This is a genomic window from Acetobacter okinawensis JCM 25146, from assembly GCF_000613865.1.
Taxonomy (GTDB): Bacteria; Pseudomonadota; Alphaproteobacteria; order Acetobacterales; family Acetobacteraceae; genus Acetobacter; species Acetobacter okinawensis.
Window position 1 is genome coordinate 92,029 of record NZ_BAJU01000005.1, and the last position, 15,810, is coordinate 107,838.

9 protein-coding genes, 2 tRNA genes and 4 pseudogenes are annotated in these 15,810 nt (G+C 56.4%); all 15 read left to right on the plus strand.

Annotated elements, in window-relative coordinates; genetic code table 11:
- Window positions 1–99: 99 nt before the first annotated feature.
- The 15 genes and pseudogenes from JCM25146_RS17160 to nuoG all read left to right on the plus strand — a co-directional run bounded on the left by JCM25146_RS17160 (window position 100) and on the right by nuoG (window position 15,807).
- Window positions 100–1,531: pseudogene (locus tag JCM25146_RS17160) on the plus strand (NAD(P)H-hydrate dehydratase).
- A 95-nt stretch (window positions 1,532–1,626) separates the two neighbouring features.
- Window positions 1,627–1,711, plus strand: a tRNA-Leu gene (locus JCM25146_RS04340).
- 97 nt (window positions 1,712–1,808) lie between these two features.
- Window positions 1,809–3,143, plus strand: a complete 1,335-nt coding sequence (gene tig, locus JCM25146_RS04345) for a trigger factor (protein WP_025826149.1) — start codon at window positions 1,809–1,811, stop codon at window positions 3,141–3,143.
- 171 nt (window positions 3,144–3,314) lie between these two features.
- Entirely contained in the window at window positions 3,315–3,977 is a 663-nt protein-coding gene (locus JCM25146_RS04350) for an ATP-dependent Clp protease proteolytic subunit (protein WP_025826151.1), read from the plus strand.
- A 120-nt stretch (window positions 3,978–4,097) separates the two neighbouring features.
- A complete protein-coding gene (gene clpX / locus JCM25146_RS04355) occupies window positions 4,098–5,363 on the plus strand; it encodes an ATP-dependent Clp protease ATP-binding subunit ClpX (protein ID WP_025826153.1) in 1,266 nt (421 codons plus the stop codon).
- Between the two features lie 202 nt (window positions 5,364–5,565).
- Window positions 5,566–8,067, plus strand: coding sequence for an endopeptidase La (lon, locus tag JCM25146_RS04360; RefSeq protein WP_025826155.1), 2,502 nt, complete (start codon window positions 5,566–5,568; stop codon window positions 8,065–8,067).
- 141 nt (window positions 8,068–8,208) lie between these two features.
- A pseudogene (locus tag JCM25146_RS17165) lies at window positions 8,209–8,495 on the plus strand (HU family DNA-binding protein).
- A gap of 88 nt (window positions 8,496–8,583) precedes the next feature.
- A tRNA-Val gene (locus JCM25146_RS04370) sits at window positions 8,584–8,658 on the plus strand.
- A gap of 197 nt (window positions 8,659–8,855) precedes the next feature.
- Window positions 8,856–9,238: pseudogene (ndhC, locus tag JCM25146_RS17170) on the plus strand (NADH-quinone oxidoreductase subunit A).
- A gap of 12 nt (window positions 9,239–9,250) precedes the next feature.
- A complete protein-coding gene (locus tag JCM25146_RS04380) occupies window positions 9,251–9,814 on the plus strand; it encodes a NuoB/complex I 20 kDa subunit family protein (RefSeq protein ID WP_025826157.1) in 564 nt (187 codons plus the stop codon).
- On the plus strand, window positions 9,807–10,466 hold the full coding sequence (locus JCM25146_RS04385) for an NADH-quinone oxidoreductase subunit C (RefSeq protein ID WP_025826159.1): 660 nt from the start codon (window positions 9,807–9,809) through the stop codon (window positions 10,464–10,466). The genes JCM25146_RS04380 and JCM25146_RS04385 overlap by 8 nt, the downstream gene beginning before the upstream one ends.
- Window positions 10,466–11,748: pseudogene (locus JCM25146_RS17175) on the plus strand (NADH-quinone oxidoreductase subunit D). Before JCM25146_RS04385 ends, JCM25146_RS17175 begins: the two are co-directional and overlap by 1 nt.
- The gene (locus JCM25146_RS04395) at window positions 11,745–12,380 is read left to right on the plus strand and encodes a complex I 24 kDa subunit family protein (protein WP_025826161.1); all 636 of its coding nucleotides are present in this window, start codon (window positions 11,745–11,747) and stop codon (window positions 12,378–12,380) included. Before JCM25146_RS17175 ends, JCM25146_RS04395 begins: the two are co-directional and overlap by 4 nt.
- An 11-nt stretch (window positions 12,381–12,391) precedes the next feature.
- Window positions 12,392–13,720 carry an NADH-quinone oxidoreductase subunit NuoF gene (gene nuoF, locus JCM25146_RS04400; RefSeq protein WP_025826163.1) on the plus strand — a complete coding sequence of 443 codons (1,329 nt, stop codon included), beginning with the start codon at window positions 12,392–12,394 and terminating at the stop codon, window positions 13,718–13,720.
- A gap of 5 nt (window positions 13,721–13,725) precedes the next feature.
- On the plus strand, window positions 13,726–15,807 hold the full coding sequence (nuoG, locus tag JCM25146_RS04405; RefSeq protein ID WP_025826164.1) for an NADH-quinone oxidoreductase subunit NuoG: 2,082 nt from the start codon (window positions 13,726–13,728) through the stop codon (window positions 15,805–15,807).
- The last annotated feature ends 3 nt before the right edge of the window (window positions 15,808–15,810 follow it).

Genomic DNA, 15,810 nt, shown 5'->3' on the forward strand with positions numbered 1-15,810 from the left:
CCCGGTGCGTAGCTGCCTGACTGATTGCCAAGGGGACGGGGCGGGTGCAAGGGGCTATTGTTGCCTGATGTCATTCACACACACTGTGCGGAGCCATACATGCAGTCTTGTTACCCATCATCCCTGAGCCTTTATACACCCGCGCAAATGGGCGAGGTGGACAGGTTGAGTGTTGCTCATGTGCCCGTTTCCACCCTGATGGAAAATGCCGGACGGGCGGTCGCGCGGGCGATCCGCCGCCATGAGCGGCCCGCCCGTGTGCTGGTGCTGTGCGGGCCGGGCAATAACGGAGGGGATGGCTATGTGGCAGCCCGGCACCTTGCCGCCATGGGCTGGCCGGTCAGTGTTGCAGAACTGACAGCTCCAGGCGTGGAGACGGATGCGGGCCGTGCCCGTGCTGCCTATGCTGGTCCATATGTGCCTTTTGCACCAGCGGAAGCGGCGCGGGCTGATCTGGTCGTTGATGCCGTGTTTGGTGCGGGCCTGAGTCGGGATGTGGGTGGCCTTGTGGCCGAAACGCTGCGTGCGGCCCGCAGGGTTGTGGCTGTGGACATTCCTTCAGGTCTGGACGGGGCAACGGGGCAGGTGCGCGGTTACGCGCCGCAGGCGGTTATGACCGTGACGTTCTGCCGCCTTAAGCCCGGACATCTGCTTTATCCAGCGCGGGCTATGCTGGGGCGTCTTATTCTGGCTGATATCGGTGTGCCCGATTCCGTGCTTGCGGCGGTGCCAGCCAATACATGGCAGAATGAGCCGGGTTTATGGAAGCTGCCAGTGCTGGGTGCGCAGAGCAATAAATATACGCGCGGTGTGGTCAGTATTTGCGCAGGGCAGTCCATGCCCGGTGCCACGCGGCTTTGTGCCTCTGGGGCACGGGGCTGTGGGGGCGGGGCTGGTGCGGGTGGCCGCGGGTGCGGCCGCTCCGGCCTACAGGCTTGGTCAGCCCGGATTGATAGTGGATGACGCACCGTTGGCCACCTTGTTGGAGGACGCGCGCAGGCATGTCTGGGTCTGCGGCCCGGGGCTGACCGAGGTAGAGGTGGAGGATGCCCTGCCTGCGTTGGTGGACTCGGGGCGCACGGTGCTGGCCGATGCCGGGGCGTTAACCGCCTGCGCCGGTCAGCCCGCCAGATTGCGTGGTGTATCGGTTATAACGCCACACACTGGTGAGTTTGCGCGCGTATTTGGTGCAGTAGGATGTAACCCGCCCGAACAGGTGCGCCATGCAGCAGGGGAGACGGGTGCAGTTGTGGTGCTCAAGGGCGCGTCCACACTGATTGCTGCCCCCGATGGGCGGCTCGCTATCAACACCCATGCTACTGCTGCACTGGGTACCGCCGGATCTGGGGATACGCTGTCGGGCGTCATTGCTGCCCTGCTGGCGGCGGGCATGCCTGCGTGGGAGGCGGCATGTGCCGGTGTGTGGCTGCATGGGGAAGCGGGGCAGCAGGCTGGGCCATGGCCCGTGGCCGAAGGCCTGGACCGTTACCTGGGGTTGGCCCGGCAAAAGGCCGAGCAGATGCAAGGGTAACGGGTGTTACGCATAAATCCATACGCGGTGTCTTGCCGTGTCCGGCACTTTAAGCTAAGTCCACGCATCTTGCCGACGGTGAGTAACGAGTGTGCGCGGGCGTGGTGGAATTGGTAGACACGCCAGATTTAGGTTCTGGTGACGCAAGTTGTGGGGGTTCAAGTCCCTCCGCCCGTACCAAATGAATTTTCATGCTCCCGTCCGCAGTCCGCCGCCGCCCTTTGGGCGTTATTGCAGCGGGTGAGTGATTTTTTGTACCGAGAGGAAGGCCTGGCCGATGCAGGTTACCGAGACCCTTTCTGAAGGGCTGAAGCGTGGTTTCACAGTTACGGTTCCGGCTACGGAACTTGAGGCTAAGCGTGATGCGCGCCTTAAGGAAGTCGCTGGCAATCTGAACCTGCCGGGCTTCCGTCCGGGCAAGGTGCCTGTTTCTCTGGCGCGCCAGCGCTATGGTGAGGCTGTCTGGGGCGAAGTGCTTGAGCAGGCTGTCTCCGATGCTATCCGTACCGTGTTTGAAGAGCGCGGCCTGCGCCCAGCTGGTCAGCCCAAGGTGGACCTGATCTCGGGTCAGGATGACAAGGGCGGCGATCTGGAATTTAAGGTGGAAAGCGAAATTCTGCCAGAAATCACCGTGCCGGACCTTTCCGACCTTGCTCTGACACGCCTGAAGACCCCTGTTGCTGACGAAGCCATCAACAAGGTGCTTGAAGATATTGCCAAGCGTGGCCGTACCTTTGAGGTGATCGAGGAAGTCCGCCCCGCAGCCAAGGGCGATGTTGTCGCTATTGACTTTGTGGGTAAGCAGAACGGCGTTGCCTTTGACGGCGGCACGGCTGAAGACGTGAATGTCGAGATCGGTGGTGAAGGCTTTATTCCGGGCTTTGCCGAACAGATCGAAGGCATGCAGCCGGGCGAAGAAAAAGTCATCACCGTGACCTTCCCCGAAGATTACGGCGCAGAAGAGCTGGCAGGCAAGGAAGCGACCTTCGACATCAAGGTAAAGCAGCTTAAAAAAGCTGTGGACGCCCCGGTTGACGAAGAGCTGGCCAAAAACATGGGCTTTGAAAGCCTTGAGCAGCTCAAGGATCTGGTGCGCAAGCAGATCGAGGGCGAATACGACCAGATGTCGCGCCTGCGTATCAAGCGTGACCTGTTGGACATTCTCTCCAGCAAAGCGGACTTCCCTGCTCCTGAAGGTATGGTTGAAGCCGAGTTCCAGCAGATCTGGAATCGGGTGGAAGCCGACCGCAAAGCTGGTCAGCTTGACGAGGAAGACAAGGACAAGGACGAAGACACCCTGCGTGCCGATTACCGCAAAATTGCGGAACGTCGTGTAAGGCTTGGTCTGCTGCTGGCCGAAATCGGCCGCAAGAACGGCATTTCCGTCAGCCCGGAAGAACTGGGGCGTGCGGTGCGTGCTGAAGCCATGCGTTATTCCGGTCAGGAAAAAGAGGTCTTTGAATTCTTCCAGAAGAATCCGCAGGCTGCTGAGTCCCTGCGCGGACCGATTTTTGAAAACAAGGTTGTCGATTATCTGATTGAACTCGCCAAGGTCACGGACAAGGATGTGAGCTTGGAGGAACTATCAGATATTCCCCCAGCTAATATCTGATAAAACGGCTCTGTCCCGCCAGTGTGAACTGGCGGGACATTCTTTTTGGAGCTGTTTTTCGTTTCTGGGGTGGCATATTGCCACTTTATCTCTATCTTGAAATCAGTGTGCCTGACCCTGGTTCTGTCCACGGCAGAGGCAGGGAGGGGTGATTAAGTTTTTTGTACGGGAATGAGTGGTATGAGGGATCGTGATCCCGTTGAGATTTTCAGCAATGCACTGGTGCCGATGGTGGTCGAACAGACCTCACGCGGTGAACGGGCTTTTGATATCTATTCCCGCCTTTTGCAGGAACGGATCATCTTCCTGACCGGGCCTGTCTATGATCAGGTTGCTTCGCTTATTTCCGCGCAGCTTCTGTATCTGGAAAGTGTGAACCCGACCAAGGAAATTTCCTTTTACATCAATAGTCCCGGTGGCGTTGTATCGGCTGGTCTGGCCATTTACGACACCATGCAGTACATCCGCAGCCCGGTCAGCACGGTATGCATCGGTCAGGCAGCCTCCATGGGCTCTCTGCTGCTGGCAGGTGGTGAAAAAGGGCGCAGGTTCGCTCTGCCTAACGCGCGGGTCATGGTGCACCAGCCTTCCGGCGGCGCGCAGGGGCAGGCCAGCGACATCGAAATTCAGGCCAAGGAAATTCTGATTATCCGTCAGCGCCTGAACGAGATCTATCGTGAGCACACAGGTCGCACACTTGAAGAAATTGAGCAGAAGCTTGAGCGCGACAGCTACATGTCCGCAGCTGAAGCCCAGTCTTTTGGTATTGTGGATGAGGTCATCAGCCACCACAAAGCGACGGAAGCAGATAAAAAGGATAAAAGTCATCCTTAATCTGGCATACTTTAATCGTCCTGTTACAATAAGGAGGCCGTCTGTCCTCAGGCATGCAGGAAAACTCCGGGGCTTGGCGTCCGGTTCCGTGGTGTCTGGGGTGATCGGGGGAGTGGGCTGATGAGTGCAAAGTCCGGAGATTCCAAGAACACGCTGTATTGCTCGTTCTGTGGAAAGTCACAGCACGAAGTGCGCAAGCTTATTGCTGGCCCCACCGTGTTTATCTGCGATGAATGTGTTGAGCTCTGCATGGATATCATCCGTGAAGAGAACAAGACCATGCAGGTCAAATCGCGCGAGGGTGTTCCTACTCCCAAGGAAATCTGCAAGGTTCTGGACGACTACGTTATTGGCCAGATGCAGGCCAAAAAGGTGCTCTCTGTAGCGGTGCACAACCACTACAAGCGCCTGTCGCAGGTGACCAAGGCTGGGGATGTGGAAATCGCCAAATCAAACATCCTGCTCATCGGGCCGACAGGCTCGGGTAAAACGCTGCTGGCCCAGACGCTGGCGCGTATTCTGGATGTGCCTTTTACAATGGCGGACGCCACAACCCTGACGGAAGCAGGGTATGTGGGGGAAGATGTCGAGAACATCATCCTCAAGCTGTTGCAGGCCTCTGACTACAACGTGGAACGCGCGCAGCGCGGGATTGTCTATATTGACGAAATCGACAAGATTTCCAAAAAGTCAGACAACCCCTCCATTACGCGTGACGTAAGTGGTGAGGGCGTGCAGCAGGCGCTGCTCAAGCTCATGGAAGGTACCGTTGCCTCGGTTCCTCCGCAGGGCGGGCGTAAACATCCGCAGCAGGAATTCCTGCAGGTGGATACGACCAATATGCTCTTTATCTGCGGTGGTGCGTTTGCAGGGCTGGACAAGATTATTTCCGCACGTGGCAAGGGAACAGGTATTGGCTTTGGGGCCGATGTTCGCTCCCTTGATGACCGGCGGATGGGGGAAATCCTCCACGATGTCGAGCCTGAGGATCTGATGAAGTTTGGCCTTATTCCCGAGTTTATCGGGCGTCTGCCTGTGCTGGCAACGCTGGGTGATCTGGATGAGGCTGCTCTGATCAAAATCCTGACCGAGCCCAAAAATGCTCTGGTCAAACAGTACCAGCGCTTGTTCCAGATGGAAGAAGTTGAGCTGTCCTTCACGGAGGATGCGCTCAAGGCCATTGCGGACAGGGCAATCGTGCGCAAGACGGGTGCCCGTGGGTTACGCTCCATTCTGGAGAGTATTCTCATGTCCACCATGTTTGATCTGCCGGGACTTGATACGGTCGAGGAGGTTGTCGTCAACCGCGATGTGGCGGACGGCAAAGCCAGCCCGGTCTATGTTTATGGCAAGAAAAAAGACGTGCCAGCAGAGCAGTCTGCCTGAGGCAGGCTGGAGTTTTGAAGTAAGCAGCACGAATGGGTCACCTGTTCGTGCTGTTCTTGCCTCTGCCCTATTGTTCCGGGCTGTGGGCATAACAACATAAGAGAAACACAGGGGTACTCTTTGTGGGTACCTTCTTCAGTGCGGGGGTATGCCGTCAGACGGGTGCCCCGGCACCGATCGTCCTTATCGGGAGGTCATGACGATGGCTGATAACGAAAAACCGGCACCACGGCGCAGGCGCAAGAGCGATCAGGTTGCACCGGTCGTGTCCGGGCAGTCCGCTTCTGCGGTTGACGCAACGGCAGTAAAAACCGAACCCAAAAGCACGCATGTGGCCGTGCTGCCACTGCGCGACATTGTGGTTTTTCCCCACATGATTGTGCCGCTGTTTGTCGGGCGGGAAAAGTCCGTGCGCGCGCTGGACTCGGTTACCAAAGATGACCGGCATATTCTGCTGGTTGCCCAGAAAGATGCCGCGCAGGATGACCCGACACCGGATGACATCTACCGGGTTGGTACGCTCTCCACCATTTTGCAGTTGCTCAAGCTGCCCGACGGCACAGTCAAAGTGCTGGTCGAAGGGGTGCGTCGTGTGCGCGTTAAGGCGCTGCATGAAGTGAATGGTCACTTCGAGGCGGATATTGAGGAAATGCCAGCCGAAGCGGCCGTAGGGCCGGAGGCTGAAGCTCTGGGCCGTTCCATCGTGTCGCAGTTTGAGCAGTATATGAAGCTCAACAAGAAAATTGCGTCCGAGGTTCTGGTCTCACTGAACCAGATTAACGATCTGTCCAAGCTGGCGGATACGGTGACAAGCCATCTGTCGCTCAAGATTTCCGAAAAGCAGGAAATTCTGGAAGCGCCAACGGTGCAGGGGCAGCTGGAAAAGGTTTTTGGCCACATTGAAGCGGAAATTGACGTGCTTCAGGTCGAAAAGAAGATCCGCAACCGTGTCAAACGCCAGATGGAAAAGACACAGCGCGAGTACTATCTGAACGAGCAGCTTAAAGCCATTCAGAAAGAACTGGGCGAAGGCGAGGACGGTAAGGACGAAACTGCCGAAATTGAAGAGCGGATCGCCAAGACCAAGCTCTCCAAGGAAGCGCGCGAAAAAGCCCTGAGCGAGCTGAAAAAGCTGCGCGGCATGAGCATGATGTCTGCCGAGTCCGGCGTGGTACGGAACTATCTGGACTGGATTTTGAGCATTCCGTGGAAAAAACGGACCAAAGTGCGCCATGATCTGGCTGAAGCAGAAGGTGTTCTGGACGCGGACCACTACGGTCTGGAAAAGGTCAAGGAACGCATTCTGGAATATCTGGCTGTCCAGAGCCGTGCCCAAAAGCTCAAGGGACCGATTCTGTGCCTTGTTGGGCCACCGGGTGTGGGTAAAACCTCCCTTGCACGGTCCATTGCAAAGGCCACGGGGCGGCATTATGTGCGCATGTCCCTAGGCGGGGTGCGGGACGAAGCTGAAATCCGTGGGCACAGGCGCACCTATATTGGCTCCATGCCGGGCAAGATCATTCAGGGCATGAAAAAGGCTAAGGTTTCCAACCCGCTTTTCCTGCTCGATGAAATTGACAAGCTTGGCTCCGATTGGCGGGGTGACCCGGCATCGGCCCTGCTGGAGGTTCTGGACCCCGAGCAGAACGGCACGTTCGCGGACCATTATCTGGAAGTTGATTACGACCTGTCCGATGTCATGTTCGTGACAACAGCGAACAGTCTGGATATGCCCCAGCCATTGCTGGACCGCATGGAGGTCATTCGTCTTTCCGGTTACACGGAGGACGAAAAGGTCGAGATTGCCAAGCGGCACCTCATCAGCAAGCAGGTGGAGGCGCATAACCTCAAACCGGGCGAGTGGTCGATCAATGAGGAAGCCCTGCGTGATGTGATTCGCTACTACACGCGTGAGGCGGGTGTGCGTAACCTTGAGCGTGAACTGGCTAAGCTGGCCCGTAAGGCGGTCAAGGAGATCGTCACTGGTAAAGCCAAAAAGGTATCGGTCACGGCCCGTAATCTGGAAAAATACGCAGGCGTGCAGCGCTTCCGCTACGGTGAGACCGAAGCTGAGGATATGGTCGGTGTTGTAACCGGTCTGGCCTGGACCGAAGTGGGCGGGGAAATCCTGACCATTGAGAGCGTTATGGTGCCGGGTAAGGGCGGAATCGTGGAGACCGGCAAGCTGGGCGACGTGATGAAGGAGAGCATCTCTGCGGCGTTCTCGTTTGTGCGGAGTCGGGCGGCCAGCTTTGGAATCGTCCCCACCATTTTCGACAAGCGTAGCTTTCATGTGCATGTCCCCGAAGGTGCGACTCCTAAAGATGGGCCTTCGGCGGGCGTTGCTATGGTGACATCTCTGGTAAGTGTTCTGACGGGCATTCCCATCCGGCGTGATGTCGCCATGACAGGTGAAATCACGCTCAGAGGGCGTGTGCTGGCGATTGGCGGGCTCAAGGAAAAGCTGCTGGCGGCTGTTCGCTCTGGCATCCGCACGGTGTTTATTCCGCAGGAAAACGAGAAAGATCTGGCGGAAATTCCTGACAGCGTGAAGAAGAATCTGGAAATCGTACCCGTTTCGCATGTGGACGAAGTTTTGGCGCGTGCGCTGGTCAGTCAGCCTACGCCGATTCACTGGGAAGACGTGCCGGATCCAGTGCCTGCCAACGGTGCCCAGACTGCCGTTCCAGTGCTGCCGCATTAACCAAAATGCATGAGAAGACCGAAGTTTGCGTTTGCTTGGTTGACGTAAGAAAAAACGGCTTCATAGTGCGTTCAGGCAGCGGAGAGGCGGACGAAACCCGCCCGCCGCTCCTATGAATTGAAAGAAAGTGAAAGGCGTAAGATGGAGAAGCCGCTTAACAAGCAGGAGCTCGTCTCAGCAGTAGCAGAGGCCGTTGACCTGCCGAAGCTAAGGCCGGAGAAGTGGTCGACGCCGTATTCGGTGCGATTGAAAAAGCTCTGTCCACAAAGCAGGAAGTGCGTCTGGTGGGCTTTGGCACATTTGTGACCGCAACCCGCAAGGCCGCTAAAGGCCGTAACCCCCGTACCGGCGAGGAAATTGATATTCCGGCTTCTACCTCTGTCCGCTTCAAACCGGGCAAGGCACTGAAGGACGCGGTAAGCAAGTAATCCGCCTTTAGACTTTGATTTCAGAACGGCCGGCAATTTCTTTAAAAAAGGGGTTGCCGGCCGTTTTGTTTTGTGACACATAGGGCGCGGGCGATTAGCTTAGCGGTAGAGCATCTCGTTTACACCGAGAGGGTCGGCGGTTCGATCCCGTCATCGCCCACCATTCCCAACATTTTATGTTGCGGCGCAGGATTTTAAAATTCTGCTTTTTGGCTCCGTGCGTGCAAAAGCATGGTGCCATTTTTTCATCAAAAATTGTTACTCACAACAAAGTGGCCGCAACCAAACGCGTTCGTGCATGGTCGTCTGCATGCTGCGGGTCTAGGGTGAATGCATCAAACAGCTTGTTACAAGCTTTTCATGCGTGCGGGAATTTTCCATGCAGTCTGTTCTAGCGATTATGCCCCGGTCCTGATTTTTGGTTGTATTTCGGTCGTTATCGCGGCCGCAATGCTGGGTATGGCCCTGCTCTGCGGGCACCAGAAGCCATACCCCGAAAACTCACAGCTTACGAGTGCGGGTTTGGACCGTTTGATGACACCAGGCGCCGTTTTGACGTGCGCTTTTATCTGGTCGCCATTCTTTTCATTATTTTCGATCTGGAAGTCGCTTTTCTGTTCCCGTGGGCCATCAGTCTGGGACGGATCGGGCTGTTTGGTTTTTTATCCATGCTTGGTTTTCTGGCCGTGTTGGGGATCGGCTTTTTGTATGAATGGCGCAAAGGCGCGCTGGACTGGGATTGAGGAGAGGCCAGCATGACCACACATCACGATGAAAACGCCATTATGTGGAACCGGGAGGCTTTGCCACCCGGCCCTGAGCAGGACGCAGTTGTTCGTGGCATTACAGGTGTTCTGGCAGAAAAAGGGTTTGTGGTTGCAAGCCTGGATAAGCTGGTTAACTGGGGGCGTACGGGTAGCCTGTGGCCCATGTCGTTCGGGCTGGCATGCTGTGCTGTGGAAATGATTCACGCTTACATGCCGCGCTATGATCTGGACCGTATGGGCATTATCCCCCGTGGATCGCCCCGCCAGTCAGATGTCATGATTGTGGCGGGTACGCTCACCAATAAAATGGCCCCGGTTTTGCGTCGTTTGTATGAGCAGATGGCAGAGCCGCGTTGGGTTATTTCCATGGGGTCTTGTGCCAATGGTGGGGGGTATTACCATTACTCCTACTCTGTTGTGCGTGGGTGTGACCGTATTGTGCCGGTGGATGTGTACGTGCCCGGCTGCCCACCTACTGCAGAAGCGCTAATCTACGGCATTATGCTGCTCCAGAAAAAAATTCGCCGGACAGGGACCATTCTCCGTGGCTGATATTTCTGTAAATCCAATGCAGGCTAGGCTCGAAGGGCAGTTATGCTCTTTGGCGTTTACATTCCTCTCAACCCAATCGCATGTCTCTTACGCAGCGGTGGAGAAGGGGGAACTGGTGGTGCACACAACACGTGCGCATCTTCTGGCATTCCTGACCCTTTTGCGTGATGACCCGCGTTATCGGTTTGAGCAGTTGATGGATCTGTGTGGTGTGGATTTTCCCGCCCGCGCAGAGCGGTTTGATGTGGTCTATAACCTGCTTTCGGTGACCTATAACCGGCGTATCCGCGTGGTGGTCACTACGGATGAGTATGGTGCGGTGCCTTCGGTGCATCATCTGTGGCCCTGTGCGACCTGGTGGGAGCGGGAATGTTACGACCTGTTCGGGGTTCTGTTCTCCGGCCAGCCTGACCTGCGGCGTATCCTGACTGATAACGGGTTTGAAGGGCATCCGCTGCGCAAGGACTTCCCGCTGACCGGGTATGAGGAGGTTCGCTACGACGTGGAGCGTAGGCAGGTTGTTAAGGAACCCGTTTCATTAACACAGGATTTTCGTGATTTTGATTTTGTTTCCCCGTGGGAGGGCATGTTGACCCTGCCGGGAGACGAAAAAGCACACGAGGTCCGGCAGGGTATGAAGAGGTCGGGCTGATGACCGAGCAGAAAAATACACCATCCCTCGCTTTTGCCCAGACTGTACTGCAAGACGATATTCCTCAAAGTCTTTTGCCAGAGCAGCAGGCGCTTGAAATTGAAAACAGGGTTGTCGAAATTGACTCCCATGCTCTTAATTTTGGGCCTCAGCACCCCTCAGCGCATGGTGTGCTGCGTCTGGTGCTTGAGATGGAAGGGGAGCTTGTTGCACGTGCCGTGCCCCATATAGGACTTTTGCACCGGGGTACTGAAAAGCTTATTGAATACAAGACGTATCAGAAAGCCCTACCGTATTTTGACCGTCTGGATTATGTCTCCCCAATGTGTGAGGAGCAGGCTTTTGCTCTGGCCACGGAAAAACTTCTGGGGATTGATATTCCAGAGCGTGCCAAATGGCTGCGCGTTATGTTTGCGGAAATTACCCGTATTCTTAACCATATTCTCAATCTGACTGCATGGGGCTTGATTGTGGCGCGGTAACGCCAGCTTTATGGGGCTATGAAGAGCGCGAAAAACTTCTGGAGTTTTATGAAGCCGCATCCGGTGCGCGCTTCCATGCCAACTATTTTCGCCCCGGTGGTGTTGCACGTGACATTCCTGCCAGTCTGGAAGACAGGATTGGGGTGTGGGCCAAGGAGTTTCCATCGTGGATTGATGAGCTTGAGGGTCTGCTGACCGAAAACAGGATATGGAAACAGCGCACGGTTGGTATTGGTGTTTTTACAACCGAACAGGCTCTGGCATGGGGGTTTAGTGGCCCCTGCCTGCGCGCTTCTGGCGTTCCATGGGATTTAAGGCGCAACCAGCCATATGATAATTATCATAAGGTTGATTTTAAGGTGCCAGTCACACGTCAGGGTGACTCCTACGATCGTTATCTGATCCGTGTTGCGGAAATGCGTGAAAGTGTCAGGATTATTGAGCAATGCCTGAGCCAGATGCAGCCGGGTGATATCAAGGTACAGGACCCCAAGTTCAGCCCGCCGTCCAGAGCGGAAATGAAGCGGTCCATGGAAGCGCTGATCCATCACTTCAAGCTTTTTAGCGAGGGTTATCACGTTCCTGCGGGCTCAACCTACACGGCGGTGGAAAGTCCTAAGGGAGAATTTGGCGTCTATCTTGTGGCCGATGGCAGCAACAGGCCGTATCGCTGCAAAATCCGTCCAACGGGGTTTGCACATCTACAGGCCATAGATGAGCTTTCGCGGCGCGGTATGCTGGCCGACATGGTGGCTATTATCGGGTCGCTTGATCTTGTGTTTGGGGAAGTCGATCGATGAGCACAGCCTGGACCCCGGCAGAACAGCCGGACAGCTTTGTATTCGATGCCGCATCGGAAGAGGAAATTGCTGGTGTTCTCAGCAAATATCCGCAAGAGCGCAAGGCAAGTGCGGTTATGCCACTGCTGTATATCGCGCAACGCCAGATGGGGCGTGTAACGGGGAGCGCCTGGGTGCCCGTAGTGGCTATGGATGTTATTGCCCAGCGCCTGGATATGGCGGTCATGCGGGTTTATGAGGTCGCGTCGTTTTACACCATGTTCAACACGCGCCCCATTGGGCGTTACCATTTGCAGGTTTGCACCACTACGCCATGCTGGCTGCGCGGGTCTGATGATGTGGTGGAGGCCTGCCAGAAAGCGACAGGTATCCAGCATTTTGGTGGCACCAGTGCCGATGGCCTTTTTACCATGACAGAGGTGGAATGCCTTGGGGCCTGCGCTAATGCACCAATCCTGCAAGTTGATGATGATTACTATGAAGATATGAATGCCGAACGCACGCAGGCCGTTATAGCCGAGTTGAGGGCAGGGCGGCGGCCAGAGCCCGGACCGACTGTTAACCGCAGTGTTTCGGCTCCTCTGGGCGGGCGCAAGACATTGCTGCCATCTTCCACGGTGGAACAGGAATAGGAGAGACGGCCATGCTGGCTGACAAGGACCGGATCTTCACCAATCTGTATGGTCAGAATGACTGGCGGCTGGAGGCCGCACGTAAGCGGGGTGACTGGAGCAACACGGCAGAAATTCTTGCCAGAGGCCGGGATACCATTATTGCACAAATGAAGGCCTCTGGCCTGCGTGGGCGAGGTGGCGCGGGCTTCCCCACCGGGTTGAAGTGGTCCTTCATGCCCAAACAGTCCGATGGACGGCCGCATTATCTGGTGATCAACGGGGATGAGTCCGAGCCCGGCACCTGCAAGGACCGCGAGGTCATGCGCCATGAGCCGCACAAGCTGATAGAAAGTGCGCTGATCGCATCTTTTGCGATGGGGGCTCATGCATCCTATATCTATATTCGCGGGGAGTTCTGCCGGGAATCCGAGCGTTTGCAGGCGGCTATTGACGAGGCTTATGCAGCAGGTCTGCTCGGGAAAAATGCAGCTGGCAGCGGATGGGATTTTGATTTTCGCATCCACCGGGGCGCGGGTGCCTATATCTGCGGTGAAGAAACGGCCTTGCTGGAAAGTCTTGAAGGTAAAAAAGGCCAGCCCCGCATGAAGCCGCCATTCCCTGCCGGGGTAGGGCTTTATGGGTGCCCCACAACTGTAAATAATGTGGAGAGCATTGCCGTTACGTCCACCATTTTGCGGCGTGGAGCCGAGTGGTTTGCGGGGCTTGGTCGCCCCAACAATGCGGGCTCCAAGCTCATGGCCATATCGGGCCATGTCAACACACCCTGTGTGTTTGAGGAAGAATTGGGCGTGCCGCTCAGGGATATTATTGAAAAACATGGTGGTGGTGTACGCGGCGGGTGGGATAACCTGCTGGCGGTTATTCCCGGTGGTTGTTCCGTACCACTATTGCCAAAAGCTGTGTGCGAGACTGTTCTCATGGATTATGACAGTCTGCGCGCGGAACGCTCCGGCCTTGGTACTGCCTGCATGATTGTTATGGACAGGTCGACCGATATTATAAAAGCGATTGCCCGGTTCTCAAAGTTTTTCAAGCATGAAAGCTGTGGGCAGTGTACCCCCTGCCGCGAAGGAACAGGCTGGATGATGCGCATGATGGACCGCATGGTTCAGGGCCGCGCGGATATTGAGGAAATAGATTTGCTGGAGCAGGTTACCCGGCAGGTGGAAGGGCATACGATCTGTGCGCTGGGGGATGCAGCAGCATGGCCCATACAGGGGCTTATCCGGCATTTTCGCCCAGAAATGGAAGCACGTATCCGCCAGTACAAGGCGGCATATGGCAGCACCGGGCTGGTGCAGGTGCCCGCCGGTGGCGCTCCGGCAGCAGTGGAGTAACGGCAATGGTGAGGGTAATAGTTGACGGCACGCCAGTAGACGTTCCTCCCGGTTCCAGCGCGTTGCAGGCCTGCGAGGCTGCAGGCAAGGAAATTCCGCGCTTTTGTTACCACGAGCGCCTGTCCGTTGCGGGGAACTGCCGCATGTGTCTGGTGGAAGTGGCGCGTGCACCCAAGCCTGTTGCCTCCTGCGGTTTTCCTGTGGCTGATGGTATGCAGATTTTTACGGACACCGAGGTGGTGCGCCGCGCCCGCCGGGCTGTTATGGAATTCCTGCTGATCAACCACCCGCTGGATTGCCCGATCTGCGATCAGGGTGGGGAGTGCGACCTGCAGGATCAGGCCTATGGGTATGGGTCTGGTATTTCGCGCTACAAGGAAGATAAACGGGCGGTCACGGACAAGGATCTGGGGCCACTGGTCAAAACGGTTATGACGCGCTGCATCCAGTGCACGCGGTGTGTGCGTTTTAGCACGGAAGTGGCCGGCACACCCGAGTTGGGGCTTGTCTCCCGCGGGGAAAATGCTGAAATCACCACCTATGTGGAAAAAGCCCTAACGTCCGAACTTTCGGGCAATCTGATTGATGTCTGCCCCGTTGGCGCTCTCACAGCTAAGCCTGCTGCGTTTCATGCCCGGTCATGGGAATATAAAAAGACCGACAGCATTGATGTCATGGACGCGCTGGGCACCAATATTCAGGTTCAGGCCCGCGGGGGGGAAGTCATGCGGATTGTCCCCCGCGTGAATGATGAGGTCAATGAAGAATGGCTGTCTGATAAAGGACGTTTTTCCATTGATGGACTCAAGCGTAAGCGGCTGGATAGGCCGTGGGTCAGGGTGCATGGAAAACTGTCTTCCGTATCATGGAAAGATGCGCTGATCGCTCTGGCCCGTCGGTTTGACGGTGTGCCGGGTGATAAGGTTGGGGCTATAGCAGGTGATTTATGTGATGCAGAAAGCCTGTGTGCAATAAAAGACCTTTTGCAAGGTATGGGGTCATCCAATTTGGACTGTCGGCAGGACGGTGCGTGGTATGATACATCAAGCCGCTCTGGCTATCTGTTCAACAGCGATATAAGCGGGATTGATCAGGCCGATGCGCTGTTGCTGGTTGGCACTATGCCCCGGCATGAAGCGCCGGTGCTTAATGCGCGTATCCGCAAACGGTTTGTCGAGGCAGGGCGGGGGGGCTTCCCCATTGGCATGATCGGCACGCCAACAGCGGATATGACCTATGATGTGAGTGTGCTAGGCAGCGGGCCGGATACACTGGCTGACCTGCTGGACGGGCAACATGCGTTTGCCGAGGTTTTGAAAAACGCCAAAAAGCCCATGATTATTCTGGGCCATGCAGCCCTGACCCGGCGGGATGCTCCAGCCATTTATGCTGCCTGCCGTGATCTTGCCCATGCCTGTGGTGCCATAACGCCGCAGTGGCAGGGTTTGAACATCCTGCACACGGCAGCGTCACGCGTTGGGGCGCTGGACCTTGGGTTTGTGCCCGGCCCCCATGGGTGTGATGCGGCCAGTATGCTCCGTGGCGGGGTGGAAATCCTGTGGTTGCTGGGGGCAGATGAGGTGCAGCTGGACCGCATTCCGCCGGAAACATTTGTGGTGTATCTGGGCCACCATGGGGATGCAGCGGCCAAGCGGGCAGATATTATCCTCCCCGGTGCGGCCTATACCGAAAAAGCGGGAACATACGTCAACACCGCAGGGCGGGTGCAGCGCGCATTCCGTGCCGTGTTCGCTCCGGGGGAAGCGCGGGAAGACTGGCGGATTATCCGGGCTTTTTCCGAGGTGGTAGGCCATACCCTGCCGTATGACACGCTGGAAGAACTGCGTGCACACATGGCGCAGATCAATCCTGTTTTTGCTTATGGCAACACGGCTGTTCCGTCTCTGGTCGGTGAGCAGGAAAGTGGGGCAACACCTGCCAGTGTGCGCGATGGCACGCTTATGGCCACACCTTTGCGCCCTGTTGTTCAGGACTATTACCAGACCAACACCATAAGCCGTGCCAGCCAGACCATGGCTGAGTGCTCAAGGGTTTATGGCAAGGCACCTGCGGTGGCGGCGGAGTAAGGG

Excerpts from the sequence above, each read along its gene's own strand:
- tig (WP_025826149.1), top strand. The coding sequence starts at position 1,809 with ATGCAGGTTACCGAGACCCTTTCTGAAGGGCTGAAGCGTGGTTTCACA.
- JCM25146_RS04350 (WP_025826151.1), top strand. The coding sequence starts at position 3,315 with ATGAGTGGTATGAGGGATCGTGATCCCGTTGAGATTTTCAGCAATGCA.
- clpX (WP_025826153.1), top strand. The coding sequence starts at position 4,098 with ATGAGTGCAAAGTCCGGAGATTCCAAGAACACGCTGTATTGCTCGTTC.
- lon (WP_025826155.1), top strand. The coding sequence starts at position 5,566 with ATGGCTGATAACGAAAAACCGGCACCACGGCGCAGGCGCAAGAGCGAT.
- JCM25146_RS04380 (WP_025826157.1), top strand. The coding sequence starts at position 9,251 with ATGACCACACATCACGATGAAAACGCCATTATGTGGAACCGGGAGGCT.
- JCM25146_RS04395 (WP_025826161.1), top strand. The coding sequence starts at position 11,745 with ATGAGCACAGCCTGGACCCCGGCAGAACAGCCGGACAGCTTTGTATTC.
- nuoF (WP_025826163.1), top strand. The coding sequence starts at position 12,392 with ATGCTGGCTGACAAGGACCGGATCTTCACCAATCTGTATGGTCAGAAT.
- nuoG (WP_025826164.1), top strand. The coding sequence starts at position 13,726 with ATGGTGAGGGTAATAGTTGACGGCACGCCAGTAGACGTTCCTCCCGGT.